Origin of the sequence: Roseinatronobacter sp. NSM, assembly GCF_052379845.1 — a bacterium.
Classification (GTDB): domain Bacteria; phylum Pseudomonadota; class Alphaproteobacteria; order Rhodobacterales; family Rhodobacteraceae; genus Roseinatronobacter.
This window is the reverse complement of sequence record NZ_JBQTCF010000001.1, coordinates 24259-51099: the sequence shown is the minus strand read 5'-3', so window position 1 is coordinate 51099 and position 26841 is coordinate 24259. Positions and strand designations below refer to the sequence as shown.

The following is a 26841-nucleotide window of genomic DNA, read 5'->3' as shown; positions in this document are numbered from 1 at the left end:
ATGACGCCTTTGGTCGATCTGGTCATTGAAGATGACCGATGGGACGCCATCGCACTTGACGAACTGGCCGAACGCGCGGCGCGCGCCACGCTGGACATGCTGGGCCTGCCTGCGCTTGGGTATGAAATCGCGCTTCTGGCCTGTGATGATGCGCGCATCGCGGACCTGAACGGCCAGTTTCGCGGCAAACCAGCCCCCACCAATGTTCTCAGCTGGCCAAGCTGGGATCTGGGCGCGCAACAGGACGGGGACCACCCCGACCACGCCCCCGACGGTGACCCTGACGACCCCGAAGCCTTGGGCGATATTGCGCTGTCCTATGACACTTGCGCGCAAGAAGCGCAGCAGCAAGGCAAGACATTTGATGATCATCTGACGCATCTGGTGGTGCATTCGACGCTGCATTTGTTGGGATATGACCATATCCGTGACAAAGATGCCGCCATGATGGAAGAAATCGAAATCCGCATACTTGCAATGCTGGGGGTCGCAGACCCATATGCGGACGGCGCGGAAATGCCGCTTTAGCACTGGAAAGGACCCATGGGCGACACGACAGACGGATCTACAGCAGCGCAGCGCGCGCAGGATGATCCAAAAGACAGCGAAAGCCGCGGCCTGTTTGGCCGCCTGTTTGACGCACTTTCCCCCGATGAAACCGAGGATGACACCAGCGGCCCCAACCGCTTGGGACCGGCATTGCCGGGGCTGGCAAACCTGTCGAACATGCGGGTCGAGGATGTGGCCGTCCCCAAGGCGGAAATCGTCGCCATCGAACAACATGCGGGACTTGCCGAAATTGTGCAGACCTTCCGCGAGTCGGGCTATTCGCGCATTCCCGTCTATGCGGAAACGCTGGACACCCCCGTGGGCCTGTTGTTACTGAAGGATCTGGCGCTGCATTACGGGTTCAATGGCCATCACAGCCTTGATCTGGCCCCATTGCTGCGGCCCATACTTTATGTGCCCCCCTCCATGCCGCTGGGCGTGTTGCTGCGCAAGATGCAGGCGGAACGCACGCATTTCGCCCTGATGATTGACGAATATGGCGGGGTGGACGGGCTGGTGACCATCGAGGATTTGCTGGAACAGGTCGTGGGCGAGATTGAGGATGAACACGACACCGCCGAAGAAGCCCATATCAAGGTGGAAACACCCGCCACATGGCTGGCCGATGCCCGCACACCGTTGGAAGAATTGGAACTTCGTCTGGGGTTCTCGCTGACCGCTGAAGATGACGATGAAGAAATTGACACCCTTGGCGGGTTGGTCTTTGTGCTGGTTGGGCGCGTGCCTGTGCGTGGTGAACTGATCACGCATGAGTCCGGTCTGGAATTCGAGGTGATTGAAGCGGGCCTGCGCCGCATTGAACGGTTGCGCATCCATATTCCCGAAACATTGCGCGAACCCGCTGCCCCATGACGGGCAATCGCCCGAACCACGCCCCCGGTGATACACGCAAACACCCGCAGCGGGTGGGTTCGGCAGTCATGTTCGGACATGGTGTTCTGGGTGTGCTGATGGCAACAGGTCAAGCGCCTCTGGGGTGGTGGTGGGCCACCCTCGCCGCGCTGGTGGTGATGTTCCATATCCTGCCGCTGGACGCCGCCCCCCGCAACTGGGGATGGCGCGCATGGGCTACGGGAACCGGGTATTTCGCGGCCAGCCTGTTCTGGATTATCGAGCCGTTTTTTATTGAACCCGAACGCCATGGCTGGATGGCCCCCTTCGCTTTGGTGCTGATGGCGGGCGGGATGGCGTTATTTTGGGCAATCGCGGGGTGGGGCGCGGCACGCATGGCGCAGGGGCGCGGGCGGCTGGTGGCCTTGGTGGCAGCGCTGGTCGCGCTGGAACTGCTGCGCGGCCGGGTGTTCACGGGGTTCCCTTGGGCCATGCTGGGGCATGTGCTGGTCGGCACCCCGCTGATGCAACTGGCCGCATGGGGCGGGGCGGGCGCGCTTAGCCTGCTGGTGGCTGGCGCGGCAGGTTTGCCCGCACTGGCGCAGACAGGCGCGCAGCGCGGCGCGGCGGTGCTGGGCAGCGTGGCGCTTGTGGCGGGGTTGTGGGTGTGGGGCACAGGCCGGACCGATGTGCCCGCGCCCCGCGACCATATTATCCGGCTGGCGCAACCCAACGCCCCACAGGCTGAAAAATGGCAGGGCGACAATCCGCAGCGTTTTTTCAACCGCCTTCTGGACCAGACCGCCGCCCCTGCCGACCCTGCGCCTGCGCTGATTGTCTGGCCGGAAACGGCGGTGCCGTTCTTTCTGGAATATGCGGGCGACGGGCTTGCGATGATGGCGCAGGCCGCGCATGCTCATGGCCCTGACACTGTGCTGGCCTTCGGGGTGCAGCGCTATGACGCAGGGCGCTATTTCAACAGCCTTGCGGTTCTGGACATCACGGCGCGCGTGACGCAGACCTATGACAAGCATCATCTGGTGCCCTTTGGCGAATATGTGCCGCTGTCGGAATTTCTGCTGGGCAGCGGAATGGCGGGTTTTGCGGCACAAGTGCTTCAAGGCTATAGCGCCGGTCCCGGCCCCGCCCTGCTGGATATGGGACCGCTGGGCCATGCATTGCCGCTGATTTGCTACGAATCCATCTTTCCACGCCATTTGCGCGGCACCGGCCGCCCCGATTGGGTGCTGCAAATAACCAACGATGCCTGGTTTGGCGAGATGACAGGCCCGTTCCAACACCTGGCACAGGCACGGCTGCGCGCTGTGGAACAGGGGCTGCCGGTGCTGCGCGCGGCCAATACCGGCGTTTCCGCCGTTATCGATGCGCGCGGCGGGATGGTGGCGCAACTGGGTCTGGGCGAAACCGGCTTTCTGGACGCCCCCCTGCCCGGCGCATTGCCGCCAACGGCCTATGCGCGGTTAGGCGATGCGCCCGTGTGGGGGGTGGTGCTGGTCCTGTTTGGCGCAATGGTCGCGCGGCGCAGACGCCAGAATGTGATCAACCGCTGATGCGGTCCACAATCAGCGGTGCGGGGCCATTTTGCGCGTCCTGTATTGCACAGGTATTCAGAAATGCACGGGTGGCTGCCGCCGCGCTGTCTGGGTCGGCGGCATGAACATAGGCCAGCGGGTCCCCCGGCTGGACAGGCTGGCCCACCGGCGCAATGGCAGAAAACCCCACGCGGGGGTCAATGCTGTCTGACGGCTGCCGTCGCCCGCCCCCCAGCCCGATGACCGCCACCCCGATGGCGCGGGTGTCATAGCCTGCCACATACCCGCCCGCAGGGGCGGCCACGGGCCGGATGACCGGCGCTGCAGGCAGATAGGCAGATACGTTTTCCACCAAATCCGCAGGCCCGCCCAGCGCCGCAACCATCCGGGCAAACCGTTCTGCCGCCGCACCAGATTGGAAGGCATGCGCCATCATCGCGCTGCCCTGCTCCGGCCCGGCTGCCAGCCCTGCGATGACCAGCGCCTGTGCCCCCAAGGCGCAAGTCACATCCCACAGGCGCGCATCACGGGCGCGGCCTGTCAGAAAATCCAGCGCAACACTGATTTCAAGCGCGTTGCCCGCAGCCGGGGCCAGCGGCTGCGACATATCGGTGACAAGCGCGACAGTCCGGCACCCTGCCCCGTTGCCCACCTCGACCAAGGCGCGCGCCAGACTGCGCGCGGACCCCATGTCTGCCATAAACGCGCCATTGCCGCATTTCACATCCAGCACCAGCCCCTCCAGCCCCGCCGCCAGCTTCTTGGACAGGATGGACGCAGTAATCAGGTCCAGCGATTCAACAGTGCCTGTCACGTCGCGGATGGCGTAAAACCGCTTGTCAGCGGGCGCAAGCGCGGCCGTCTGGCCTACAATCGCGCAGCCCGTTTGCGCCACAACCTGCCGCAAACGCGCGGCGTCAGGGGCAATGTCATAGCCGGGAATCGCTTCCAGTTTGTCCAGCGTACCGCCCGTATGGCCCAGCCCCCGCCCCGCAATGCTTGGCACCACCGCGCCACAGGCCGCCAGGGCCGGAATCAGCATCAGGGACACGCAATCCCCCACACCGCCGGTAGAATGCTTGTCAATGACCGGCCCATTGTCCCAGTCCAGCACAGTGCCTGAATCGCGCATCGCAGTGGTCAGGTCCACACGTTCCGTCAGGTTCATGCCGCGCAGCAACACCGCCATGGCAAATGCGCCAAGCTGCGCATCGCCCAGACTGCCATCGCAGATACCCGCGACAATGGCGCGCAGCTCATCAGCCCTTAGTGCATGGCCATCGCGCTTGCGCCGGATAAGTTCCTGATACAACATCGTGCTGCCCCCTGCGCGTCCTTGTCGCTGTGGCCCATGATGACCAGCGCAGGACCCAAATTGCAAGTCGCAACGCAGACTGCCCCGCCGCCGCTGATATGCGCAGGCAGTAAGGGCCTGATATCAGCATTTTCGCTGGCATCCCCCACGGCCCTGCCCTCAAAATGCTGGCTATAGGCTGACACATCTTGCAAGCATGATCCGCCTTGCCCATATCCAAGCCATTGCAAAAGGGGGCGTTTCGATGACTGGCTACTTCAAGACCGCCATTTTGATGGCCGCAATGACAGCGCTGTTCATGGGCGTGGGTTATGCCATTGGCGGGGGCGCGGGTTTGCTGATTGCGCTGGCGGTGGCGGCGGGCATGAATGCCTTTGCCTACTGGAATTCCGACAAGGCCGTTTTGCGCATGCACAATGCGCAGGAATGCAACAGTCAGGTGCACCCGGATTTGCAACGTCTGGTGCATAAGCTGGCCGATGATGCGGGCATGCCGCAGCCGCGCGTCTATGTCATTGACGAAGACCAGCCAAACGCCTTCGCCACAGGCCGCAACCCTGAAAACGCCGCCGTAGCTGCCACCACCGGCCTGTTGCGGCGCATGTCACGCGAAGAAATTGCGGCTGTCATGGCGCATGAACTGGCGCATATCCGCAATTATGACACCTTGATCATGACCATCACGGCCACTTTTGCGGGTGCCATTTCCATGCTGGCGAATTTCGCCCTGTTCTTTCGCGGCGGGCGCAATCAGGGGGCGGGCGGTGCGATTGCGATGATTGCGGTCATGATTCTGGCACCGCTGGCCGCAGCCGTGGTGCAAATGGCGATTTCGCGGTCGCGTGAATATGAAGCGGACCGCGTGGGCGCGGAAATCTGCGGCAATCCGCTTTGGCTGGCCTCCGCATTGGAGAAGATACAGGGCTTTGCGTCGCGCATTGACTTTGACCGCGCCGAACAGAACCCGCAAACCGCGCATATGTTCATCATCAACCCGCTGCATGTCCATAAGCGGGACAAGCTGTTTTCAACCCATCCGAATACGGAAAACCGGATTGCCGCGCTGGTGCAACTGGCACAGCAAAACGGGATTGCGCACACCGCGCCCCGGTCGCGCACGGGCAATCCTTGGGGCTAGAGCGGGTTGCGCAAAACCGGTTCCCACTTTTGAGCAACACGCTTTAGCGGCGTTCGGGCATCAGTTGCTGCGCGATTCCCGCCAAGCCCAGATAAAGCGTTGTCGCAATCAACCCCCCTGTCACAGCTTGGGGTTGCGCAAACCCCGCCCAAGCCGACCACCCCGCAAGCACGGTCCACACAAGCGCAAGCGGCAATGACAGCGCGCGCCAGCGTTTCGTGCGCACAGGATGGATGAATTTCAGCGGGGTAAACATGGCCACGGCCAGAAAACCGACAATTCCCAGAATGACCCAGAACGATGGCTGGGCCGCGAAAATGACAATTGCCGCCATGTTCCAGCATGCCGGAAAGCCGTGAAAGCTGTTATCGGGATTCTTCATGCGCGTATCGGCAAAGTAGATGACACTGGCAAAGGTGATGACGATAATCGCAAACCACCCTGTCCAGCCCGGCAACAGATTGGACTGAAACAGCGCGAATGCCGGAATGAACACATAGGTCAGGTAATCAATGATCAGGTCCAGCAACTGGCCATCAATGGTGGGGGCATTTACCTTGACGTGGTAATGGCGCGCCAAGGGACCATCGATCCCATCCACGACAAAAGCGACCACCAGCCACAAGAACATCATGGGCCAGTCCGCTTGCGCGGCCTCCAACAAGGCCAGCATGGCAAATACGGCCCCTGTGGCGGTAAAAAGGTGAACTGAATAAGCAGGCAGATGTATATTCACAAGATCCTCGGGTCGTTGTGTCGACAGATGGGCGTGTTTGGCAGCTTAGCCATGCGCACGGGGGTGGGCGGCATCATAGATATCCATCAACCTAGTTGCATCAACGGCCGTGTAAACCTGCGTCGACTGCAAAGAGGCATGCCCCAGCAATTCCTGAATCGCGCGCAGGTCGCCCCCTGCCGCCAACAGATGGGTGGCAAAGGAATGGCGCAGCGCATGCGGGGTTGCTGTGGCGGGCAATCCAAGCTGCAGACGCGCGCTTTCCATCACCTTGGCAACATGACGGCGCGACAATGCCCCCCCGCGCTGCGCCCGGAAAAGCGGCGCATCGGGGCTTTGTGCATAGGGGCAGGCAGTAACATAGGCCGCAACCGATTCCGCCGCGACCGGCAGCACGGGAACCAGCCGTTCCTTGCCCCCTTTGCCGGTAATACGCAGCACATCGCGCAAGGGCGCATCGCACGCGCGCAGTGACAGTGCTTCGGACACGCGCAACCCGCAGCCATACAGCAGCGTCAGAACGGCCGTATCGCGCAGCCCTGTCCAGTCCTGCCCTGTCTGCAACCCCACATTGGCCAGCATGTCGCGCGCGGCGCGTTCACTTAGCGGGCGCGGCAAGTTGCGCATGTGTTTGGGCGCACGCGCGGCCAGAATGGCAGAAATATCCATATCCTCGCGGTCAGCCACCCAGCGGGCAAACCCTTTGACCGCCGATAACTGCCGCGCAAGGCTGCGCCCGCCAATCCCGCGCGCACGTTCGGACGCCATCCAGGCCCGCATATCCGACAAGGTGACATTTGCCAAAGCGCCCACGCCCTGCGCCCCCCCGTGATGCCCCGCTAGAAAGGCAAGAAAGCCCGCAACATCACGGGTGTAGCCCTCAAGCGTATGTTCGGACGCGTCCTGAAGTGCGCGCATCTGCTCCAGCCAGGTCTGCAACGCGTCGCGCTGGCCTGCAGACAGATGCAGGCCGCCGCCTGTCATGCCAGCCAGCGGCGCATGGACCGTTCAAATATGCCCGCAAAAAACGCCAGCAGGTCGGTTCCCTGACCGGGCTTGAACATATGGGGATTATCCGACGCCATCACCAGCATGCCGCCCAGGCGCTGCGCCCCCAGATCAAGGCGCATGCACGCCTCGGACCGCAATTCGGCACTGCGCGCGCCATAAAGCTGGTCTGTCTGCGGAATGGCCTGCCGCAAAATGACCTGCCTGCCCGAATGCTGCGCGCGCCCTGCCGACATGTAGCTGTCAATGAAACCGGGCGGTACCACGCACAGCACATTCGAAATCCGGTCCAGCGCAGGATCGGGCGCGGCGCTGGGGCTTTCCAGTACCAGCTTGATGGCATCCACCCGCAGAATTTCGGCCACATCGCCGCCCAGATCGCGCAGAAAATCCTCGAACTGGTCGGGATCCAGCATGCGCAGGATCGCACGATGTATCTGGTTGGTGCCCGACAGGTTTTCATAGGCGGCGGCAATTACGGCACGGTGGGTTTCCTCCAGCCGGTCAAGGCGCGCTTCCAGCCGCTCCATGGCCAGACCGCGCAGGTCAATGATATTGTCGCCCATGCCGCGTTCGCTGGCGGACACCAACACACGCATCACGTCCTTGTCGTCCAGAATAAGGGTCGGGTCCGACATGATCCGCGCGCGGATCTCCTCCAGCCCGTTGGGTTTGGTTGCTGTGCCTGACATGGGGTGCCTGTCCGTTGACTGCTGCTTTTTTATTGTTCCTGCGGACTATAGCAAATCTTACAGGATTTTTTGACCTGTTTTTTCCCAATCCTTCATGAATTGTGCCAGTCCCGCATCGGTCAAGGGATGGAAAGCCAGTTTGCGGATGACTTCAGGCGGGGCTGTCATCACGTCCGCGCCAATGCGCGCCACGTCCAGAACATGGTTCACCGACCGGATAGAGGCCGCCAGAATCTGGGTTTCAAACCCGTAATTGTCGTAAACGGTGCGGATATCTTCTATCAGCTCCATGCCGTCCAGCGCCAGATCATCCAGCCGCCCGATAAAGGGGGAAATGAACGTGGCACCGGCCTTGGCGGCCAGCAGGGCCTGATTGGCGCTGAAGCACAGCGTCACATTCACCATCTTGCCTTCGCCCGACAGCACTTTGCACGCTTTCAGCCCGTCCCATGTCAGGGGCAGCTTCACCGCGATATTGGGCGCGATTTCGGCCAGCTTGCGGCCTTCGGCGATCATGGCATCCGCGTCCAGCGCGACGACTTCGGCAGAAACAGGGCCGTCCACAATCCCGCAAATCTCGCGGGTGACTTCGATGATGTCGCGGCCAGATTTCAGAATAAGCGACGGGTTGGTGGTCACCCCGTCAACCATGCCCAGATCATTCAGGTCACGAATGGCGGTGACATCGGCAGTATCGACAAAGAACTTCATTTCATGCCCCTTCGGGTTGCAGCCAGTGTTTGGCGGCGTCATACCTGATCTTGCCGCTTGCAGGAACCCCATTTGCGCCATGTCCCAGACTCCCGCCCCCGATTTCTTTGACGAAGGCACGCCCTGCGCCGTGTTGACCACAGAACCGGTGGGCAGCGGGGTTCTGGATTATCTGGCCCCCGAAGGCGGGTGCTGGCTGGGCGCGTTTGTCGATGTGCCGCTGGGGCCGCGGCGCGTGGTGGGCGTGGTCTGGGGGCAGGCCGAGGGGAAGTTTGCCCGCAACAAGCTGCGCCAGATTATCCGCGTGCTGGATGCAGCCCCCCTGCGCAGCGAATTGCGCGATTTCCTGACGCGGGTGGCCGATTATACCCTGACGCCCCTGCCCGCCATGCTGCGCCTTGCCACGCGCGTTCCGGGGTTGGGCGACGGGCCAGCCACGCGCAAGCTGTTGTTTCGTGGCCCCGCGCAGCCACCCCGCATGACCGACGCGCGCGACCGTGTGCTGGCCGCATTGGACAGTTTTGGCGGCGCGGGCCTGACAGCGGGCGAATTGGCACAGGCCGCCGGTGTGTCCAGTGCCGTGGTGCGCGGGCTGGTCAAAACCGGCGGGCTGGTCGAACGCGACGCGCCGCGCGACCAACCCTATGCGCGGCTGAACCCCGCCCTGCCCCGCAGCGCCCTAAGCGACGATCAGGCGCAGGCCGCGCAACACTTGCGCACCGCAGTGGCGCAGGACAAATTCGGCGCAACCCTGCTGAAGGGCGTCACCGGGTCAGGCAAAACCGAAGTGTATCTGGAAGCCATCGCTGCCTGTCTGGCACGCGGGCGGCAGGCGCTGGTTCTGCTGCCCGAAATCGCGCTGACCTCAGAATTTCTGACGCGGGTGGAAGGGCGTTTTGGCGCGCGCCCTGCCGAATGGCATTCCGGTGTCACCCTGACCGAACGCCGCCGCTGCTGGCGCATGCTCGCCCAAGGGGACGCGCAACTTGTGGTTGGCGCGCGGTCTGCGCTGTTCCTGCCTTTTCGGGATCTGGGGTTGGTGGTGGTGGATGAAGAACATGACACATCTTACAAACAGGAGGAAGGCGCGCTGTATAATGCCCGCGACATGGCGGTGCTGCGCGCGTCATTGAACGGGGCGCAGGCGGTGCTGGCCTCGGCCACGCCATCATTGGAAAGCTGGGCCAATGCGGCATCGGGCAAATATGCGCGCCTTGATCTGGCCGCGCGGTTTGGCCCCAACACCCTGCCCGCCATGCGCGCCATTGACCTGCGCGCCGAAGACCTGCCTGCCGATCGCTGGATATCACCCAGCCTGCAAAGCGCGGTCAGCGCGCGCATTCAGGCAGGCGAACAGGCGCTGTTGTTCCTGAACCGGCGCGGCTATGCCCCGCTGACATTGTGCCGCGCCTGTGGCCATCAGGTGGGCTGCACTGATTGCGATGCGCGCATGGTGGAACACCGCTTTCTCAAACGCCTTGTGTGCCATCAATGTGGCGCTTCTGCCCCCATCCCCACCGCCTGCCCCGCCTGCGGCGCCGAGGACCGCATGGCCCCTGTCGGCCCCGGTGTTGAACGGCTGGAAGAAGAAGCCCGCGCCCTGTGGCCCGACGCGCGGGTTCTGGTGCTGTCGTCAGACCTGTTCGGGTCCGCCCGCGCGCTAAAAGACCATATCGCGGCCATTGCTGCGGGGGGGGCTGACATCATCATCGGCACCCAGATCGTCGCCAAGGGGCATAATTTCCCGCTGCTGACACTGGTGGGTGTGATTGACGCCGATCTGGGCCTGTCAGGGTCGGACCTGCGCGCGGCGGAACGGGTGTTCCAACTGGTGCGGCAGGTGGCAGGGCGTGCGGGGCGCGCGGAAAAAGCGGGGCTTGCCCTGGTCCAAACCAGCCAGCCCGAACACCCCGTCATCCGCGCCATCCTGTCAGGCGACGAAGAAACCTTCTGGCGCACCGAAGCCGACGCCCGCTTTGCCCTTGGCATGCCCCCTTACGGGCGGCTGGCAGGGATCATCTTGTCCTCGCCCAACATGGAAGATGCATTTGCCCTTGGCCAGCGTCTGGCCATGCAATCCGCACCCCTCGCGCGGATTGGTGCACAGGTCTTTGGCCCCGCGCCTGCCCCCATTGCGCGCATTCGCGGGCGTCACCGCGTGCGTCTGCTGGTCAAGGCCCCGAAGGGCGCGCCCCTGCAAGCGGCCCTGCGCGCATGGGTGGCGCCGCATAAACTGGCGCGCGATCTGCGTCTGGCCATCGACATAGACCCGCAAAGTTTTCTGTAACCGCTTGCGGTTTGCCACGCGCAGCTTACCTATTGGACAAAGGTATATGAAGGACCACGCCCATGTTTGGATTTCTGGATCAGAAAACCCGGATGATCAGCGCCGCAGACGCCCTGCCCGGTCGCGCGACACCCATTCCCACCGCGGATATGCACGCCGTATTCAACCGCCCCCTACAGACCCCCGCGCCTGACGGCATGGAAACAGCCCTGTTCGGCATGGGCTGTTTCTGGGGCGTGGAACGTATTTTCTGGCAGGTTCCGGGCGTCTGGCTGACTTCTGCGGGCTATGCGGGCGGGTTCACCCCAAACCCCAGCTATGAAGAAGTGTGCAGCGGCAAGACGGGCCATAACGAAGTGGTGCAGGTCATCTTTGACCCCGCCCTGGTCAGCTATGACGCGCTGCTGCAACGCTTTTGGGAAAATCACGACCCCACACAGGGCATGCGCCAAGGCAATGACCGGGGCACGCAATACCGTTCAGGCATTTATTGCCACTCAGACGCACAGAAAACCGCTGCCTATGCCAGCCGCGACAGCTACGCCGTGCGCCTTGCGCAGGCAGGGCACGGGGCAATCACAACCGAAATTCTGGATGCGCCTGCCTTCTACTACGCCGAGGATTACCACCAGCAATATCTGCATAAAAACCCGCAAGGCTATTGCGGAATCGGCGGCACCGGCGTGACCTGCCCTGTTGGCCTGCCAGGCTGAAGGGCAGCCCGCCTGTTGCACCGCCCTTGGGCAGGGGCACGCGGGTGGGTGGGTGGGGCGTGACCCTGCCCAAGGGCGGTGCAACAGGCTTGACCGCCGCCAGCGGCCCCTGTATCGCGGCGCTGATCCTTGCGAATTTGCATTAGCCAAAGGCTGCCTGCCATGCCCACCTTCACCGCGCTGACCACCCTGCATACATCGGACGCGGCCTATGCCTTGTCCGAGGCCATGGAAAACATGGACCCCGAACCCACCGGCGTGGGCGTGTTCGAGTTGGAGGACGGTTCCGGCCTGTGGGAAGTTGGCGGCTACTTCACCGAAAGCCCTGATGACATAGAACTGGCCTTGCTGGCCGAAGCCTTTGGCGCAAAACCGTTTTTGGTAACCGAATTGCCGGAAATCGATTGGGTGGCCAAAGTGCGCCGCGACCTCTCGCCGGTAGAAGCCGGGCGCTTTTTCGTCTATGGCAGCCATGATGCGGACAAACTGCCAGATGGCCGCGTGGGCCTGCTGATCGAAGCGTCCATGGCCTTCGGCACTGGCCATCACGGCACCACCTTGGGCTGTTTGCGCGCGCTGGACCGGCTGGACAATGACGGGTTTCGCGGCAAATCCGTGGTCGATATTGGCTGCGGCACCGCCGTTTTGGCCATGGGGGCGGCCAAAATCTGGCCCGGCACTGTGCTGGCCAGCGATATTGACGCCGTTGCCGTAGACGTGGCGCAGGCCAATATCGCGGCAAATGACCTGCAAACCCGCGTCCATTGCGTGGAAGCGACCGGGTTTGACCACCCCGATTTGCAGGCCCGCGCGCCGTTTGATCTGGTATTCGCCAATATCCTGATGGCCCCGCTCATTGATCTGGCCCCCGACATGGGCAAGCTGACGGGCGCGGGTGGCTATGCCATTTTGTCAGGACTGCTGGTCGAACAGGCAGACAAGGTGTTGCGGGCCTATGAAGCCGCAGGCTTTGCCTTGCATCACCGCGAAGATATCGGCGACTGGGCCACGCTGACGCTGCGCAAGCAGCTCTAAGCCCACACAGGGCACCGCGTTCAAAATTTGACCCACCCCGCGCCGCAGTTTCGCCGGATTGGCTGTTTACGCTTTGATCATCAAAGCCGGGTAAACTGACGCCGGAGTCTTGGGGGAACGTATATGAGCACGGAACAAAATGTTGATTTCAGGAAGCGTCGGTCTGAAATCATCAAAACCCATTTGCGAAACGATCCACGGATCAAGGCGGCACGCCGCCGTGTCCGGCGGAATATCGTGTTTGGCGCGTTCAGCTATATCCTTGTTCTGGCTTTCACATTGCTACTGGCCAAAAGTGTAACCATGGCCATGAATGATCCGGCCGCATATCGCCAGATGGTGGCCCCTGTCATCGGCACGCTGCCTGAAACCCACATTGCCTATGTTGCGCTGATGCCCGACCCGGTCAGCACGCAAATCGCATCGGTGTTACGCCCCTATGTCAATAGCGGCGCCGCGGACAATCACGACGTCACTGTGCTGGAAAACAGCCAGACTGTTCCCCTGTCGCTGCAACAGCAGAACTGACACCGGCGCTTGTTCTGTCACGGCTGGCGCGAACAACCGCCCCCCGCATAATGCAAAAAGGCGGCCTGACCGGCCGCCTTTCTAAATGCTACAGACATATTCACAACAGCCGAAAGATCAGGCTTCGTTCTCCAGGTCTTCGATGGCTTTCTGAAGCTCATCCTTGCTGACTTCTTTTTCGGTCACAGTGATCTGACCGATGATGTGATCAACAACCTTGTCTTCAAAAATTGGCGCGCGCAGTTGTTGCTGCATTTGCGGGTTTTTCTGTATGAATTCAAAGAACTGGCGCTCCTGACCGGGGTATTGACGGGCCTGCGCAATCACGGCCTGCGTCATTTCCTGATCGGTGACTTCAACTTTTGCCTTCTGGCCGATATCTGCCAGCAACAGGCCCAGTTTCACACGGCGCACGGCCAGCTTGTCGCTGTCTTCCGTGGTTTCAATATCGCCATGGCTGTGGTCGTTATGGTCAACATCGGTCTGGGTGTCGTGCCACAATTGATGCGCAATCTGCTTGCTTTCCGCTTCGACCAGCGAAGGCGGCAGATCGAAGCTGACAGCGCCATCCAGCGCGTCCAGCAAACCGCGCTTCAGGATCGCGCGAGAGGCTTGCGCATATTCCGCTTCCAGCCGTTCAACAATCTGCGCTTTCAGGGCAGCCAGATCCTCGGCGCCAAATTGCTTGGCCAATTCATCATCAATCACCGCTTCCGCAGGTGCCTTGACGGCCTTGATGGTGCAGTCAAACACAGCTTCCTTGCCCGCCAGATGCGCGGCGCCGTATTCTTCGGGGAAGCTGACAGTCACGGCTTTTTCATCACCGGCCTTCACGCCGACAAGCTGTTCTTCAAAACCGGGGATGAACTGCCCCGACCCCAGAACCAGCGGGAAATCTTCGGCAGCGCCGCCATCAAAGGCCTCGCCATCGATCTTGCCCAAGAAATTCATGGTGACCTGATCGCCATCTTCTGCGGCACCGTCCTTGTCATCGAATTTCTGCGCAGATTTCGCCAGATTTTGCAGCGCTTCCTCAACGGCGGCGTCATCGGCCTTGACGACAGGTTTTTCCAGCGAAATGCCGGACATGTCGGGCGCTTCGATCGCAGGCAGCGCTTCATAGGACAGCGCAACGACAACATCATCGCCTTCTTTCCAGTCGTCATTGGTCATTTTGACGTCAGGCTGCAGCGCGGGGCGGTCGCCGCTGTCTTCAAAATGCTTGTTCATCGCGCCATCAACGGCGTCTTGCATCGCTTCGCCCAACAGGCGCTGGCCAAACTGCTTTTTCAGCAATGCCATCGGCACCTTGCCCTTGCGAAACCCTTTCATTTCGATCTCGGGCTGCGCCTCGACCAGTTTTTCATTGACCTTCGCTTCCAGTTCGGCTGCGGTCACAGTGATGGTGTAGCCGCGCTTCAGGCCATCGTTCAGGGTTTCGGTAACTTGCATGGGCGTCCTCACATAAGGTGACAGGCCGCCTGAACGGCGGCCTGGGGATTTCGGCCTGTGTAAGGGGCCACGCGCGCAGGTTCAAGCCTTATTCTGGACAAGTGCGGCGTTGCGGGCGCGCAATTTTGAAAATCCTGCCTGCCCGACACCGCACGCCCCACCATCAGGCCCCGCTGTCAGCCCCCGTCACGCGCGCTGATTTGGCGCTGCGTTCAACCTTGTCCAGCAGCGTGGCAAGCTGCGCCTGTTCAGCGGGGGTCAGTGCGGCAAGCAACCTGCCTTCATGCGCGCACAAACATGCGGCAACATCATCCAGCAACGCCTGCCCTGCCGCTGTCGCGCGCAGCGCATAGGACCGGCGGTCCTGTGGGACCTTGTTGCGCGTGACAAGGCCAAGCTTTTCCAGTTCATCCACCAAAAGCACCGCGCGCGAGCGTTCTATATTCAATGCAAGGCATAGCTGGCTTTGGCTAAGGTTCGGATTCTCGACAATCACATGCAACGCAGAGGAGGTTGTGATCCGCAGGCCAAACCCTTCGATTGCGGCCTGGGCGTCATTATGCAAATGCACATAGGCGCGCTTCATCCTGTAGCCGATATACCGCCGCAGATGGGTATCTGTTACCGGCCCCTCATCTTGCGGTGCCTCATCACTGGATCTGGACATATCGGGCTGCTGCCCCCCTGCTGGATACCGCACACGGGCGACACACCGAAGCCGTATACGCCTTGACGCTGGCTAAGGTAATCAGCCCGTTGGGGCAAGGTCAATCCGGTTGAGAGGGCTGCCCCCCAGCCTCAGGTCTTCTCAAGCCCGTTTTCCGGCAGCAAATGGCACGCCGCGCGCCCGGTGGGCGTGGTGCGCACTTCCGGTATCTTTTGTTTGCAGATATCTTCCACCAAGGGGCAGCGCGGGTGAAAGGTGCAGCCCGAAGGCGGGTTGATCGGGTTGGGAATTTCCCCCGTAACCGGCTTGCGCCGCCGCCCCGACAGGGCCAGATCGGGCACTGCATCCAGCAACATTCGGGTATAGGGGTGTTGGGGGTCGGTAAACAGGCGCTTGGCGTCCGCTTCTTCGACCAGCCGGCCCAGATACAGCACGCCTATGCGGTTGGCCATGTGCCGCACCACGCTAAGGTCATGGCTGATCAACAGATAGGTCAGACCGAATTCATCCTGCAAATCGCGCATCAGGTTCAGGATTTGTGCCTGCACCGACACATCCAGCGCAGATGTGGGTTCGTCACAGACAATGAATTCAGGCTTGGATGACAGGGCGCGCGCAATGGCAATGCGCTGGCGCTGGCCGCCGGAAAATTCATGGGGGAATTTTTCGGCATCGCTGGCGGACAGGCCCACCACTTCCAGCAGGCGGCCCACTTCGCGGTTGATATCCGCGCCGCTGGCAATGCCAAAGGTGCGGATGGGTTCGGCGATGATGGACCCCACGCGCCAGCGCGGGTTCAGGCTGGCAAACGGGTCTTGAAAGATCATCTGGAAACGGCGGCGCAACTGGCGCATGGCCGCGCCCTGTTCAAAGCGCATTTCCTGCCCGTCAAACAGGATACGCCCGCGCGACGGGTCCACCAATCCCACAATCATTTTCGCAATCGTCGATTTGCCGGAACCGGATTCCCCCACAAGGGCGAATGTCTCGCCACGCTTGATTTCGAAATCCACATCAGCGGCGGCGGTCAGGAACTGCTTTTCCTCGCGTTCCAGAACGCGGTTCAGCCATGGTTTGGACACGTCAAAATAGCGGGTCAGGCCCGTAACCTGTAGCAATGGGGTATCAGTCATGGGCCACCTGTTGCGTTGCGCCATCATATAGCCAGCACGACACTTGCCGCCCGTTGTCGCGGTCTATCAGGTCGGGGCGGTCGGTGCGGCAGCGGTCAAACACCTTCGGGCACCGCGGGTTGAACGCGCAGCCCTGCGGGATGGCATTCAGGCGCGGCATCGATCCGGGAATTTGCGTCAGGCGCGCTGCAGTCTGGGTCAGCGTCGGAATGGACCCCATCAGCCCCGCGGTGTAAGGGTGTTCGGCCGCCTGTATGACATCGCGCACCGGGCCAATTTCCGCGACGCGCCCGGCATACAAAACCGCCACACGGTCAGCGGTTTCGGCAATCACCCCCATGTCATGCGTGATCAGCATGACAGACGCGCCGCGTTCGGCGCAGATTTCCTTCAGCACATCGATGATTTGCGCCTGCACCGACACATCCAGCGCGGTGGTTGGTTCATCGGCAAGCACCAGTTCGGGTTCGGCGCATAGCGCAAGGGCAATCACCACGCGCTGGCGCATGCCGCCCGAAAAATGATGCGGGTAGTCGTCAATGCGCCGCGCGGCAGCAGGAATGCCCACGCGGTCCAACAACGCCACGGCGCGCTTGCGGGCCTCTGCGTCCGACACGTTCATATGCGTGCGGATGGTTTCAATAAGTTGCTGGGCGACCGTATAAAGCGGGTTCAAACTGGTCAGCGGGTCCTGAAACACCATGCCGATACGCCGCCCGCGAATGCGGCGCATTTTTTCGCGCGACAGGTTGTCGATACGTTCCCCACGCAGCCGGATTTCGCCACCTGCAATGCGCCCCGGCGGCTCCAGCAGGCCAATAATGGCCGCGCCTGTCAGCGATTTGCCAGCGCCGGATTCGCCCACCATGCCCAGAACCTCGCCCTGGGCAATGTCGAAGGACACTTTGTCAAGCGCGCGCAAGGTGCCGCGCCGGGTGGGGAATTCCACCACCAGATCGCGGACCGACAAAAGCGGGGTTTTTTCAGTCGTTATTTCAATCGGGCCAGACATCAGCGCAACCTCGGGTTCAGGGCGTCCCGCAGCCAGTCGCCCAACAAATTGACCGCCAGCGCAAGCGCCAGAAGCGTGATTGACGGGAACAGCAATATCCACCATTCGCCCGAAAACAGATATTGCTGGCCAATGCGAATAAGTGTGCCAAGGCTGGGCTGCGTGGGCGGCACCCCCACCCCAAGGAAGGACAGCGTCGCTTCGGCAATGATGGCCAGCGCCAGCCCGATGGTGGCAATCACCAGAACCGGCCCCATCACATTGGGCAGGATATGACGCAGCAGGATTTTCACAGGATGGGCACCAATCACACGGGCGGCCTGCACATATTCCTTGTTCTTTTCCACCATCGTGGCCCCGCGCACAACGCGGGCATATTGCACCCAATCCGACAGGCCAATCGCCACGATCAGCACCCAGATGGCCATCACCTCGCGGTAGGCAGGGGGAATAAACCCGCGCGCGACACCGAAAATCAGCAGCGCCAGCAGAATGGAGGGGAAGGTCAGTTGCACATCGGCCACGCGCATCAGCAGGCTGTCCACCCAGCCCCCGCGATACCCCGCCACCAGCCCCAGCGAGATACCAAGGACCATAGCAAACAGCACCGCCGCAAACCCCACAAACAGCGAAATCCGCGCACCATACAGAATGGTCGAAAACACATCGCGGCCCTGATTGTCAGTGCCCAGCCAATACACATTGCCAGTGAAGGCGTTGGGTTCCATGGGCGGGGTGAACCCATCCATCAGGTTCAGTGATGCGGGGTTGAACGGATCATAGGGCGCAATCAGCGGCGCGAACACAGCCGCCAGAATGATGATGACGGACACCACCGCTGCCACCACCGCCACAGGCGAGCTGCGGAAGGAATAGGCGATGTCACTGTCCCATGCGCGGGCAAATCTGCCAGCGGGGCGCGGCTTGTGCGTCTCACTCATGGCGCAAGTCCTTTCAGTGGCCCGCCGCGCTGCGGTCCAGCCGCAGGCGGGGGTCAACCAGATAATACAGCAGATCAACAATCAGGTTGATCACAACAAACACCAGCGCAATCAGCATCAGATAGGCTGCCATCACCGGAACATCGACAAAGCGCACCGAATTGATGAACAGCGCCCCCACACCGGGCCACTGGAACACGGTTTCAGTGATGATCGAAAACGCAATGATGGACCCCAGTTGCAGGCCCGTGATGGTGATCACCGGCACCAGCGTGTTTTTCAGCGCATGGCCAAAATTCACAGCGCGGTTCGACAGCCCCCGCGCGCGGGCGAATTTGATGTAATCGGCGCGCAGCACTTCCAGCATTTCGGCGCGCACAAGGCGCATGATCAGCGTCATCTGATACAGGCCCAGCGTGATGGCAGGCAGGATCATCGACATACGCCCGCTTTCGGTCAGAAACCCCGTGCGCCACCAGCCGCCCAGATCCACCACGTCACCCCGCCCGAAGGACGGCAGCCATTGCAGTTCCACCGCGAACACCCAGATCAGCAGCACGCCAATCAGGAATGTGGGCAGCGACACACCAATCAGGGAGACTGTCATGATGGTGCTGGACGCCCAGCCCCCGCGCCGCAGGGCCGTGTAGACCCCGAACCCCACGCCGAACACAAACGCCGCAATCCCCGACACCAGCGCCAGTTCCAGCGTGGCGGGCAGGCGCGACAGGATCAGTTCCATGACAGGTTGCTGAAGCCGGTAGGAAATGCCGAAATCCCCCACCACAGCGCGCGACAGGAAGGTGAAGAACTGCACAATAAACGGGTCGTTCAAGCCCAGCGCCTCGCGCAGTTCCATGCGTTCGGCCAGCGTTGTTTCCTGCCCGACCATCGACGCAATCGGGTCGCCCACAAACCGGAACAGCGCGAAGGCCACAAGTGCAACCGTCAACATGACAATCACGGATTGCAGCACCCGACGCAGGATAAAAGCGAGCATGGCGAACTCTCCACGGGAAAATAATAGTCAGCAATACTGACATATAAGAAGCGCCCGCGTGCCGTAAATCACGCGGGCGCCAAGGTCAAGCCGTGCTTAGTCGAATGTGACCGTGGTCATGCGCGGCTGGTTTTCAGGATGCACATCAAGCGAGATCCCGTCGCGCATCGCATAGGCCAGCATCTGGTTATGCACGTTCAGGAAGATGCGTTCTTCCATCACTACATCCCAGATTTCCGCGATGACAGCATCGCGCGCGTCCAGATCGGTCATGGTGGCCAGCGATTCGATTTTCGCGTCCAGATCGGGGTTCGAATAGCGCGTGCCGTTGAACGACCCGTAGGACCCTTCGCGCGTATGCACAAGGAAATCAAATACATACTGGCTGTCGAATGTTGGTACACCCCAACCCAGCAGGTAGAAATCGGTTTCCCAGTTTTCAATCAGCGGGAAGTGCAGCGACCGAGTTTGCGACACCAGATTGACGCGGATATTGGCGCGCGCCAGCATGCCCACCAACGCCTGGCAAATCGCTTCGTCATTCAGATAGCGGTCATTGGGGCAGTTCAGATCAACGCTAAACCCGTTGGGATAGCCAGCTTCGGCCACCAGTTCTGCCGCGCGGGCGTAGTCGGGTTCCCCGAACGCGTCCAGTTCTTCGGTCCAGCCATTCACAAAGGGCGGCAAGGGCGCGGCCGATGGCTGCGATTCACCGCGCATCACCACCTGACGAATGGCGTTGCGGTCCAGCGACAAGGCCATCGCTTCGCGGATTTCAGGCTTGGCGAAGGGGTTATCTTCCGCATCGGATGACGCCAGACGATCAGACGTCATGTCATAGCTGAAGAAGATGTTGCGGTTTTCCGGGCCGCGCACAACCTTGATGCCGTCAGTCTGTTCCAGCCGCGCAATGTCTTGCACCGGAACGTCCTGCACCACGTCCACTTCGCCCGACAGCAGCGCCGCAACGCGGGTCGCGGCTTCGGAAATGGGCGTATAGATGATTTCAGTCACCGCAGGCGCGTCATCCCAATGGCCGTCAAAGACCTGCAGCACAGTGCGCACTTCGGGGTCACGTTCGACCATGACATAGGGGCCGGTGCCGTTGGTGTTGCGCACGGAATACGCTTCTTCGCCCGCTGCGAAGTTGGGCGCGGTTTCCACACCGTTTTCTTCTGCCCATGCCTTGGACATGATGAATGTGTTGGTCAGGTTCTGCACATACAGGGGCGCGGGGCCCGACAGGCGCACATGCACGGTGGTGTCATCAACTGCGGTCACTTCTTCCACTGCAGCATGCAGCGCGGCCATCCCCGACGGCGGCGTGCGCGCACGATCCAACGAGAAGACGACATCTTCCGCTGTCATAGATGTGCCGTCATGGAAGGTGACACCTTCGCGGATCTTGAAGACCCACACTGTGTCATCTTCTTCGCTGATGCCCCATTCCGTTGCAAGGCGCGGGGTCAAGCTGCCGTCAACCGCGCGGCCCACCAGCGTTTCATAAATATGGTGGTTCAGCGTATGGGTTGGGCCTTCGTTCTGGCTGTGCGGGTCCAGCGTCAGCGCGTCGGCAACACGCGCCCAGCGCAGCGTTTCGGCATTTGCAGCACCGGCAAAGGCCAACGCAACAGCGGCAGCCCCCAGCATCAGACGCGCGCGAACCCCCGTCTGGTCAAGTTTATGTGACATCGAAATCTCCCTGTCATGTGGTGGCATCCCGTTCCGGTGATTTGCTCACTGTTTCGGGGACTGACAAAAGGCTGGATAATATTGACCAAAGAGTCAATTCCCCTTTTCAATACGGCCCCGTTTACCCAAGGGCAACACCCCGCACAAACGCAGCACCCGCGCGCAGGTGCCGCAAGCGTGCGCAGCGCCATGGGCAATCATGGCGGGGGGGGGGGAGGAGGGGCGGCATCACTTGCCATCTTGCGACAGTGCAAATACACAAACCCAGATAGCGGCAAATCCGGGGACAGGATGCACCCAATAGCGATTATCGCAGATGATCTGACTGGCGCGCTTGACAGTGCCGCCGGGTTTGCGCAGCGCGGGCTGAAAACGCGGGTTGTCACAGAGATTGATGATTTCACAGATGCGCTGCACGGCGGGGCGCTTCAGGTGGTGGCCGTTTCGACCGGCACCCGCGACGGCAGCCTTGACGCAGCGCTTGCGATGCTGCGCGCTATCACTGCGGCGCTTGGCAGTTTTGATGGCGTGATCTTCAAGAAGATCGACAGCCGCCTGAAAGGACATATCGCAGCCGAAGTCGCGCAACTGGCGCAGGGGCGCGCCTTGCCTGTGCTGGCCTGTCCGGCAATCCCGCGGCTGGGCCGGTTTGTGCAGGGCGGCGCGGTCACGGGCGCGGGTGTGGACAGCCCCATCAGTGTGGCCGAACGGCTGGGCAGCGGGCTGGGCACTGCGCCGACCATCCCAGAGGCCCGCACAAATGCCGATATTGACGCGGCGCTGCCGGACCGGCTGGACAGCCACATCTATGTCGGCGCAGCCGGGCTGGCCGAAGCGCTGGCGCGCAGACTGGCCCCTGACGCGCCCGCACCCGCGCGCCCCGCGCTTCCTGCGCCGCTGATTATGGCCATCGGTTCGCGCGATCCTGTCACCCTTGCGCAGGTTGCGCAGCTGTCGCTGCGTGTCATCGCGGCCCCGGACGGCATTGTGCCAGAATTCACGATGGCCCCTGTCACACTGGTGCAGATGACCGCGCAAACCCTCGATCTGGACCCGCGCGTGGCGGCGGCGGGGTTTTCATCTGGCATTGCGCGCGCCATTGCCGCCAATGCCCCGCGCAGCCTGTTCATGTGCGGCGGTGAAACAGCACAGGCCATTCTGACGCGCCTTGGCATAAAACGCCTTGACCTGCTGGGCGAGGTGCTGCCCGGTGTGCCCCTGTCGCGCTGCGCCGATACGGGCTTGACTGTCATCACCAAATCAGGGGGTTTTGGCGCAGCCCCGCTGCTGGCAGACATGCTTGCGATGATGGACCAACCGCGCGGCCCTTCGACAGGCCCGCATATCGGGCCAATCGCCTAAACGCCCCCTATATGCACCCAAAGCCGCCCGCGCAAAATTGCGCACCCGGTGACGTGCAGAAAACCACGCGGCCACAAAGGATTGGATTGGCCCGCGTGGATACCAAGGACCGCAAGCACATGTTGGAGCAGGTTGCTCAAAAGTGGGACCCGGTTTCGAGCTTCTCGAACCTGCAAGCGCAATAAGGTAAAGCATGTGGCGTGCATGCGAATGAACGCTGCCTACATACTGTGGTGCGCGGGCAGGTCTGACAGGTCCTCAACAGGGGCTTTCAGGGTTTTGCGCGCAATCAGAATATAGAAGGCGGGCACGACAAACAGCGTGAACACTGTGCCGATGGTAATCCCCGAAAAGATCACCAACCCCATTGAAAACCGTGCTGCAGCCCCTGCGCCGCTGGCCACCATCAGCGGCACAACACCCAAGGCGGTTGCGGCAGTGGTCATCAGGATGGGACGCAAGCGCAGGCGTGCAGATGTGACAATGGCCCCCGCCCGATCCTGCCCCTTGTCGCGGCGCAGCTGATTGGCGAATTCCACCAACAAAATGCCGTGCTTGGTGATTAGCCCGATCAGCGTGATAAGCCCCACCTGCGTATAGATATTCAGTGTCCCCAACCCCAGATTCAACGGCACAATCACCCCGAAAATGGACAAGGGCACTGACATCAGCACAATGAACGGGTCACGCAGGCTTTCAAACTGGGCGGCCAGCACCAGATAGATGACCACAATCGCCAGCGCGAAGGCAAGAACGATGGTGTTGCCTTCGGACTGCTCCAGCCGCGACTGGCCTGCATAATCCAGAAAGAACCCGTCCGCCAGTTCCGCGCGCGCGATATCTTCCAGCGCGGCCAGCCCGTCCCCGGTGGATGTGCCGATCATCGGCATGGCCGTCAGGGTCGCGGAATTCAACTGGTTGAACTGCTCAATCGACTGGGGCGCCACTGCAGCGCTGATTTCGGTGACCGCCGACAAGGGCACCATTTCCCCCGAATTGGACCGGATATGGAATTCCCCCAAACGTTCAGGGTTGTCGCGGTAGTCCTGTGGCACCTGCAAGATGATGTCATAGCTTTTGGAATCGCGGTCAAACTGCGCCACTGCACCATCGCCCACCAACAGGCCCAAGGCAGACCCGATCTGATTGGCGGGAATGTTCAGCGCGGCGGCACGGTCGCGGTCAATGGACACGACAACCTGTGTCGTGTCAAAGGACATGGAATTCTGCACCACCAGGAAGCGCCCCGATGCCTCGGCCGCCAGTTTGATTCGGTCTGCGACCTCATACACCTCGGACGGGTCGCCGGTGGACTGGACCACCAGCGAAATGGGCAACCCCCCGCCTGCACCCGGCAGGCTGGGCGGCGCAAAGACGAAAGCCTGCGCGCCCGCAATCGGGGCCAGTCGCGCTTGCAAATCCTGCTGGATTTCGGCCTGACTGCGGCTGCGGTCGGCCCAGTCATCAAACGCCCACAGCATGATCCCGCTATTGGTCGCGCCGCCAAACCCCACGATTGAGAAATTCGCCCGCAATTCAGGCAGGTCAGCCGTCAGCTCCGCCATTTGTCCGACATAGTGACTGGTATAATCAATTGTCGCATAAGAGGGCGCATTGATGAAGGAAAACAGCGCGCCGATATCTTCCTCAGGGGCCAGTTCGCTGGATGTCTTGGTAAACAGGAACCCCGTTACCCCGGTCAGGACCACAACAACCATCAAGGTGACAGGCGTAAAACGCAAGGTTGATGTCAGCCGCCGCGCATACCAGATTTCCAGCTTGGTGAAGCTGCGGTCCAACGCCTGCTGGAAGCGGTTGCCACCGCCCCCCGCACGCAGCACGCGCGCCGCCATCATGGGCGAAATGGTCAGCGCGACCACACCCGAAATGAACACCGCCCCCGCCAGTGCCACCGCGAATTCACGAAACAACGCACCAGTCAACCCGCCAATGAAGAACAAGGGCAGGAACACTGCAATCAGCGTCATCATCATGGAAATGATGGCCACTGACAATTCCCGCATGGAGGTGAAGGCCGCCTGCAACGGGGTTTGCCCGCGTTCAATATGGCGCTGCACATTTTCGACCACGATGATGGCGTCATCCACCACAAGCCCGATCGCCAGAACCATGGCCAAAAGCGTCAGCAGGTTTATCGAATACCCCGCCACAAACAGCATGAACAATACCCCCACCAGTGACAACGGAATTGCCACAAGCGGGATGGAAACAGACCGCACTGACCCCAGAAACAACAAGATGATCAGCGCGACAATGGCGGTTGCCAGAACAATGGTCACCAGAACCTCGTTAATGGATGCCGATATCTGTTCTGTCGCATCATACATCATTTCCATGGTCATGCCGTCAGGCAAACTGGCCTGAATGGCCGGCAACTCGGCCAGAACGGCTGCGGCCACATCCAGCGGGTTGGCCGCGGGGTTGGGAAACACGCCAATGAATGTGCCCGGCCGCCCGTCAAACGACACCACCATGTCGGTGCTGGCCGCCGCCAGTTCCACGCGCGCCACATCGCGCAGGCGCACGACGTCATTGCCGGACCCCGCCAGCGACAATTGCCCGAAAGCTTCCGGCGTTTGCAGGGTTGAATCAATGTCAATCGCATATCCCACAAGTTCATTGCGGGTGCGCCCCGGCGCGGCCAGAAAATTGGCCGCATTGATGGCCTGCGCCACCTCGCCTGCGGTCAGGCCCTGCCCCGCAAGGCGCACAGGGTCAATCCACACACGCATGGCATAGTTTGCCGCCCCCATCACTTGCGATTCCGCCACCCCTTCGATGGTGGACATGCGCGGGACGATCACCCGTTCAATGTATTCGGTGACTTGTTCGGCACTCATGGCAGGGTTTTGAACGGCCAGATACATGGTCGCAAAAGTCTGGCCCGTGCCCTTGACGATGCTGGGGTCTTGCGCATCTGACGGCAGGCGGGACCGCACTTCCTGCACCTTGGACATCACTTCAGTCAGGGCAATGTCGGGATCTTCGCCCAGCGCCATGTTCACCGTCACAACTGACGCCGAAGGGCGCGACTGGCTGGTGATATAATCCACCCCTTCTGCCGATGCGACCGCCGCAGAAATGGGCGCAGTCACAAAGCCCTGGATCAGTTCCGCCGAAGCCCCGGGATAGATTGTGGTGACTGTGATGACAGTTTCATCCACCTGCGGGTATTGACGGGTTTGCAACCCGAAGGCCCCCATCACCCCCAACAGGACAATCATCAACCCCAGAACAGTGGACCCCACAGGGCGCTTGATGAAGGGTGCGGATATGTTCATTGCGCCACCTGCGGGGTTGTCGTGTCCGCAAGGGTCACGGGCGCACGGTTGGACAAGCGGTTCTGTCCAGCGCTGACCACGCGATCCCCATCAGAAATACCTTCGATAATTTCAACCACACCGTTGTTGCGCCGCCCCGTGGTGACGAAGGTCTGGCGCACGACAAGCTGATCTGCGTCATCTTCTGACGGGCGCACGACATAGGCAAAATCCCCATAAAGGCTGGTCACAACCGCGTTTTGCGGCAGCGCTATGACGCCATCTTCCTGCGGCAGCCGGATTTCGATGCGCGCGAACTGCCCCGGTGTCAGGGCGCGATCGGGGTTTTCCACTGTGCCGCGCAGCGACACCATGCGCGAATTCGGGTCAACGCGCGGATCAATGCCGCGAATTTCACCCCGGAAGCGCCGGTCATCGCCTTGCACCCGAATATCCAGCCCCTGCCCGATGGACAACGACGGCAGCGCCTGTTCCGGCAAGCTGAAATCCACCCGCATCTGGTCCAGTTCCTGCAAGGTGGCCACAATGGTGCCGGGCGCGATATGCTGGCCCACATCCACACGCGGCAGCCCGACAATGCCCGCAAACGGGGCCACAAGGCGGCGTTGCTGGATGACAGCTTGCGCGCGGGCCACTTGCGCTGACGCCACATCGAACGCCGCGCGGGCCTGATCCAGCTGGACATTGGCAGTGACCCCGCGGCTTTGCAATTCAAGCGCGCGGTCAAGGTTCAGCTGTTCCAGTGCAAGCTGGCTTTGGGCCGCGTTCAGGTCGGCGCGCTGGACTTCATCATCAAGGCGCAGCAAAATGTCACCTTCGGCAACATCCGCATTCGACTGGAAGCCAATCTCGCGCACGATGCCCGCCGCCTCGACCGTCAGTTCCACACCCTGCGCGGCGTTGACGGTGCCAATGGCGTTCAGGACCGGGGACCATGTGGTGGCCCGCACTTCGATGGTTTCGACGGGCAGCGCCTGCACGGGCCGGTTTGCCAGAAACTGCGCAATCATCTGATCCCGAAACAGGTTGAACCCAACCAGCCCCCCGCCAAGCACGACAAGCAGCAGCGCTGCTATGATAAAACGTTTCAACATTTGCGGCGGTTTCCGTTCAGATAGGTGATTGCATTTTTCACCGCCGAACTATACCGTCCAGACGGTTTA

23 protein-coding genes are annotated in these 26841 nt (G+C 61.3%); 9 read left to right on the top strand and 14 right to left on the bottom strand.

What is annotated here, in order from left to right:
• The 3 genes from ybeY to lnt are packed head-to-tail and all read left to right on the top strand — an operon-like array spanning position 1 to position 2972.
• Complete coding sequence (gene ybeY / locus ACTZWY_RS00210) at positions 1-528, top strand: rRNA maturation RNase YbeY (protein ID WP_444788843.1); 528 nt, start codon at positions 1-3, stop codon at positions 526-528.
• A gap of 15 nt (positions 529-543) precedes the next feature.
• A complete protein-coding gene (locus tag ACTZWY_RS00205; RefSeq protein ID WP_444788655.1) occupies positions 544-1422 on the top strand; it encodes a transporter associated domain-containing protein in 879 nt (292 codons plus the stop codon).
• Positions 1419-2972, top strand: coding sequence for an apolipoprotein N-acyltransferase (lnt, locus tag ACTZWY_RS00200; protein ID WP_444788654.1), 1554 nt, complete (start codon positions 1419-1421; stop codon positions 2970-2972). Before ACTZWY_RS00205 ends, lnt begins: the two co-directional genes overlap by 4 nt.
• On the opposite strand, the gene deoA is transcribed toward lnt, so the two are convergent.
• On the bottom strand, positions 2962-4269 hold the full coding sequence (deoA, locus tag ACTZWY_RS00195) for a thymidine phosphorylase (protein ID WP_444788653.1): 1308 nt from the start codon (positions 4267-4269) through the stop codon (positions 2962-2964). The two genes, lnt and deoA, sit on opposite strands and share 11 nt — an antisense overlap.
• A gap of 244 nt (positions 4270-4513) precedes the next feature.
• Here deoA and htpX point away from each other — a divergent pair, with 244 nt between their 5' ends.
• Entirely contained in the window at positions 4514-5407 is an 894-nt protein-coding gene (gene htpX, locus ACTZWY_RS00190) for a zinc metalloprotease HtpX (protein ID WP_444788652.1), read from the top strand.
• Positions 5408-5450: 43 nt separating this feature from the next.
• On the opposite strand, the gene ACTZWY_RS00185 is transcribed toward htpX, so the two are convergent.
• The 4 genes from ACTZWY_RS00185 to fsa all read right to left on the bottom strand — a co-directional run bounded on the left by ACTZWY_RS00185 (position 5451) and on the right by fsa (position 8554).
• Entirely contained in the window at positions 5451-6080 is a 630-nt protein-coding gene (locus tag ACTZWY_RS00185; protein WP_444788651.1) for a CDP-alcohol phosphatidyltransferase family protein, read from the bottom strand.
• 108 nt (positions 6081-6188) lie between these two features.
• Positions 6189-7127: a tyrosine recombinase XerC gene (locus ACTZWY_RS00180; RefSeq protein ID WP_444788650.1), complete on the bottom strand. Its 939-nt coding sequence runs from the start codon at positions 7125-7127 to the stop codon at positions 6189-6191.
• Positions 7124-7843 carry a DUF484 family protein gene (locus ACTZWY_RS00175; protein ID WP_444788649.1) on the bottom strand — a complete coding sequence of 240 codons (720 nt, stop codon included), beginning with the start codon at positions 7841-7843 and terminating at the stop codon, positions 7124-7126. The genes ACTZWY_RS00180 and ACTZWY_RS00175 overlap by 4 nt, the downstream gene beginning before the upstream one ends.
• Positions 7844-7900: 57 nt before the next feature.
• Positions 7901-8554: a fructose-6-phosphate aldolase gene (gene fsa, locus ACTZWY_RS00170; RefSeq protein ID WP_444788648.1), complete on the bottom strand. Its 654-nt coding sequence runs from the start codon at positions 8552-8554 to the stop codon at positions 7901-7903.
• A 79-nt stretch (positions 8555-8633) separates the two neighbouring features.
• Here fsa and ACTZWY_RS00165 point away from each other — a divergent pair, with 79 nt between their 5' ends.
• The 4 genes from ACTZWY_RS00165 to ACTZWY_RS00150 all read left to right on the top strand — a co-directional run bounded on the left by ACTZWY_RS00165 (position 8634) and on the right by ACTZWY_RS00150 (position 13117).
• Positions 8634-10841, top strand: a complete 2208-nt coding sequence (locus ACTZWY_RS00165; protein WP_444788647.1) for a primosomal protein N' — start codon at positions 8634-8636, stop codon at positions 10839-10841.
• Between the two features lie 62 nt (positions 10842-10903).
• Positions 10904-11554 carry a peptide-methionine (S)-S-oxide reductase MsrA gene (msrA, locus tag ACTZWY_RS00160; protein ID WP_444788646.1) on the top strand — a complete coding sequence of 217 codons (651 nt, stop codon included), beginning with the start codon at positions 10904-10906 and terminating at the stop codon, positions 11552-11554.
• 162 nt (positions 11555-11716) lie between these two features.
• The gene (locus ACTZWY_RS00155; protein ID WP_444788645.1) at positions 11717-12589 is read left to right on the top strand and encodes a 50S ribosomal protein L11 methyltransferase; all 873 of its coding nucleotides are present in this window, start codon (positions 11717-11719) and stop codon (positions 12587-12589) included.
• A gap of 123 nt (positions 12590-12712) precedes the next feature.
• Positions 12713-13117 carry a hypothetical protein gene (locus ACTZWY_RS00150; protein WP_444788644.1) on the top strand — a complete coding sequence of 135 codons (405 nt, stop codon included), beginning with the start codon at positions 12713-12715 and terminating at the stop codon, positions 13115-13117.
• A 117-nt stretch (positions 13118-13234) separates the two neighbouring features.
• On the opposite strand, the gene tig is transcribed toward ACTZWY_RS00150, so the two are convergent.
• The 7 genes from tig to ACTZWY_RS00115 all read right to left on the bottom strand — a co-directional run bounded on the left by tig (position 13235) and on the right by ACTZWY_RS00115 (position 21014).
• Positions 13235-14569, bottom strand: a complete 1335-nt coding sequence (tig, locus tag ACTZWY_RS00145; protein ID WP_444788643.1) for a trigger factor — start codon at positions 14567-14569, stop codon at positions 13235-13237.
• Positions 14570-14732: 163 nt separating this feature from the next.
• Positions 14733-15236, bottom strand: coding sequence for a MarR family winged helix-turn-helix transcriptional regulator (locus tag ACTZWY_RS00140; RefSeq protein WP_444788642.1), 504 nt, complete (start codon positions 15234-15236; stop codon positions 14733-14735).
• Between the two features lie 131 nt (positions 15237-15367).
• Positions 15368-16369, bottom strand: coding sequence for an ABC transporter ATP-binding protein (locus ACTZWY_RS00135; protein WP_444788641.1), 1002 nt, complete (start codon positions 16367-16369; stop codon positions 15368-15370).
• Positions 16362-17381: an ABC transporter ATP-binding protein gene (locus tag ACTZWY_RS00130; RefSeq protein WP_444788640.1), complete on the bottom strand. Its 1020-nt coding sequence runs from the start codon at positions 17379-17381 to the stop codon at positions 16362-16364. The genes ACTZWY_RS00135 and ACTZWY_RS00130 overlap by 8 nt, the downstream gene beginning before the upstream one ends.
• A complete protein-coding gene (locus tag ACTZWY_RS00125; RefSeq protein WP_444788639.1) occupies positions 17381-18322 on the bottom strand; it encodes an ABC transporter permease in 942 nt (313 codons plus the stop codon). The genes ACTZWY_RS00130 and ACTZWY_RS00125 overlap by 1 nt, the downstream gene beginning before the upstream one ends.
• Positions 18323-18335: 13 nt before the next feature.
• A complete protein-coding gene (locus ACTZWY_RS00120; protein ID WP_444788638.1) occupies positions 18336-19322 on the bottom strand; it encodes an ABC transporter permease in 987 nt (328 codons plus the stop codon).
• 96 nt (positions 19323-19418) lie between these two features.
• The gene (locus ACTZWY_RS00115) at positions 19419-21014 is read right to left on the bottom strand and encodes an ABC transporter substrate-binding protein (RefSeq protein ID WP_444788637.1); all 1596 of its coding nucleotides are present in this window, start codon (positions 21012-21014) and stop codon (positions 19419-19421) included.
• Between the two features lie 291 nt (positions 21015-21305).
• Between ACTZWY_RS00115 and ACTZWY_RS00110 the strand changes: the two genes are divergently transcribed.
• On the top strand, positions 21306-22376 hold the full coding sequence (locus tag ACTZWY_RS00110) for a four-carbon acid sugar kinase family protein (RefSeq protein WP_444788636.1): 1071 nt from the start codon (positions 21306-21308) through the stop codon (positions 22374-22376).
• 221 nt (positions 22377-22597) lie between these two features.
• Here the strand turns inward: ACTZWY_RS00110 and ACTZWY_RS00105 are convergent, their stop codons facing one another.
• Complete coding sequence (locus tag ACTZWY_RS00105; protein ID WP_444788635.1) at positions 22598-25678, bottom strand: efflux RND transporter permease subunit; 3081 nt, start codon at positions 25676-25678, stop codon at positions 22598-22600.
• Positions 25675-26772: an efflux RND transporter periplasmic adaptor subunit gene (locus tag ACTZWY_RS00100; RefSeq protein WP_444788634.1), complete on the bottom strand. Its 1098-nt coding sequence runs from the start codon at positions 26770-26772 to the stop codon at positions 25675-25677. The genes ACTZWY_RS00105 and ACTZWY_RS00100 overlap by 4 nt, the downstream gene beginning before the upstream one ends.
• Between the last annotated feature and the right edge of the window lie 69 nt (positions 26773-26841).

Bases quoted from the DNA above. Each gene is read 5' to 3' on its own strand.
- ACTZWY_RS00115 (WP_444788637.1), bottom strand. From the start codon at position 21,014: ATGTCACATAAACTTGACCAGACGGGGGTTCGCGCGCGTCTGATGCTG.
- ACTZWY_RS00205 (WP_444788655.1), top strand. From the start codon at position 544: ATGGGCGACACGACAGACGGATCTACAGCAGCGCAGCGCGCGCAGGAT.
- ACTZWY_RS00110 (WP_444788636.1), top strand. From the start codon at position 21,306: ATGCACCCAATAGCGATTATCGCAGATGATCTGACTGGCGCGCTTGAC.
- msrA (WP_444788646.1), top strand. From the start codon at position 10,904: ATGTTTGGATTTCTGGATCAGAAAACCCGGATGATCAGCGCCGCAGAC.
- ACTZWY_RS00165 (WP_444788647.1), top strand. From the start codon at position 8,634: ATGTCCCAGACTCCCGCCCCCGATTTCTTTGACGAAGGCACGCCCTGC.
- fsa (WP_444788648.1), bottom strand. From the start codon at position 8,554: ATGAAGTTCTTTGTCGATACTGCCGATGTCACCGCCATTCGTGACCTG.
- ACTZWY_RS00105 (WP_444788635.1), bottom strand. From the start codon at position 25,678: ATGAACATATCCGCACCCTTCATCAAGCGCCCTGTGGGGTCCACTGTT.
- deoA (WP_444788653.1), bottom strand. From the start codon at position 4,269: ATGTTGTATCAGGAACTTATCCGGCGCAAGCGCGATGGCCATGCACTA.
- lnt (WP_444788654.1), top strand. From the start codon at position 1,419: ATGACGGGCAATCGCCCGAACCACGCCCCCGGTGATACACGCAAACAC.
- ACTZWY_RS00125 (WP_444788639.1), bottom strand. From the start codon at position 18,322: ATGAGTGAGACGCACAAGCCGCGCCCCGCTGGCAGATTTGCCCGCGCA.
- htpX (WP_444788652.1), top strand. From the start codon at position 4,514: ATGACTGGCTACTTCAAGACCGCCATTTTGATGGCCGCAATGACAGCG.
- ACTZWY_RS00185 (WP_444788651.1), bottom strand. From the start codon at position 6,080: ATGCTGGCCTTGTTGGAGGCCGCGCAAGCGGACTGGCCCATGATGTTC.
- ACTZWY_RS00130 (WP_444788640.1), bottom strand. From the start codon at position 17,381: ATGTCTGGCCCGATTGAAATAACGACTGAAAAAACCCCGCTTTTGTCG.
- ACTZWY_RS00180 (WP_444788650.1), bottom strand. From the start codon at position 7,127: ATGACAGGCGGCGGCCTGCATCTGTCTGCAGGCCAGCGCGACGCGTTG.
- ybeY (WP_444788843.1), top strand. From the start codon at position 1: ATGACGCCTTTGGTCGATCTGGTCATTGAAGATGACCGATGGGACGCC.
- ACTZWY_RS00175 (WP_444788649.1), bottom strand. From the start codon at position 7,843: ATGTCAGGCACAGCAACCAAACCCAACGGGCTGGAGGAGATCCGCGCG.
- ACTZWY_RS00150 (WP_444788644.1), top strand. From the start codon at position 12,713: ATGAGCACGGAACAAAATGTTGATTTCAGGAAGCGTCGGTCTGAAATC.
- ACTZWY_RS00135 (WP_444788641.1), bottom strand. From the start codon at position 16,369: ATGACTGATACCCCATTGCTACAGGTTACGGGCCTGACCCGCTATTTT.
- tig (WP_444788643.1), bottom strand. From the start codon at position 14,569: ATGCAAGTTACCGAAACCCTGAACGATGGCCTGAAGCGCGGCTACACC.
- ACTZWY_RS00155 (WP_444788645.1), top strand. From the start codon at position 11,717: ATGCCCACCTTCACCGCGCTGACCACCCTGCATACATCGGACGCGGCC.
- ACTZWY_RS00120 (WP_444788638.1), bottom strand. From the start codon at position 19,322: ATGCTCGCTTTTATCCTGCGTCGGGTGCTGCAATCCGTGATTGTCATG.
- ACTZWY_RS00100 (WP_444788634.1), bottom strand. From the start codon at position 26,772: ATGTTGAAACGTTTTATCATAGCAGCGCTGCTGCTTGTCGTGCTTGGC.
- ACTZWY_RS00140 (WP_444788642.1), bottom strand. From the start codon at position 15,236: ATGTCCAGATCCAGTGATGAGGCACCGCAAGATGAGGGGCCGGTAACA.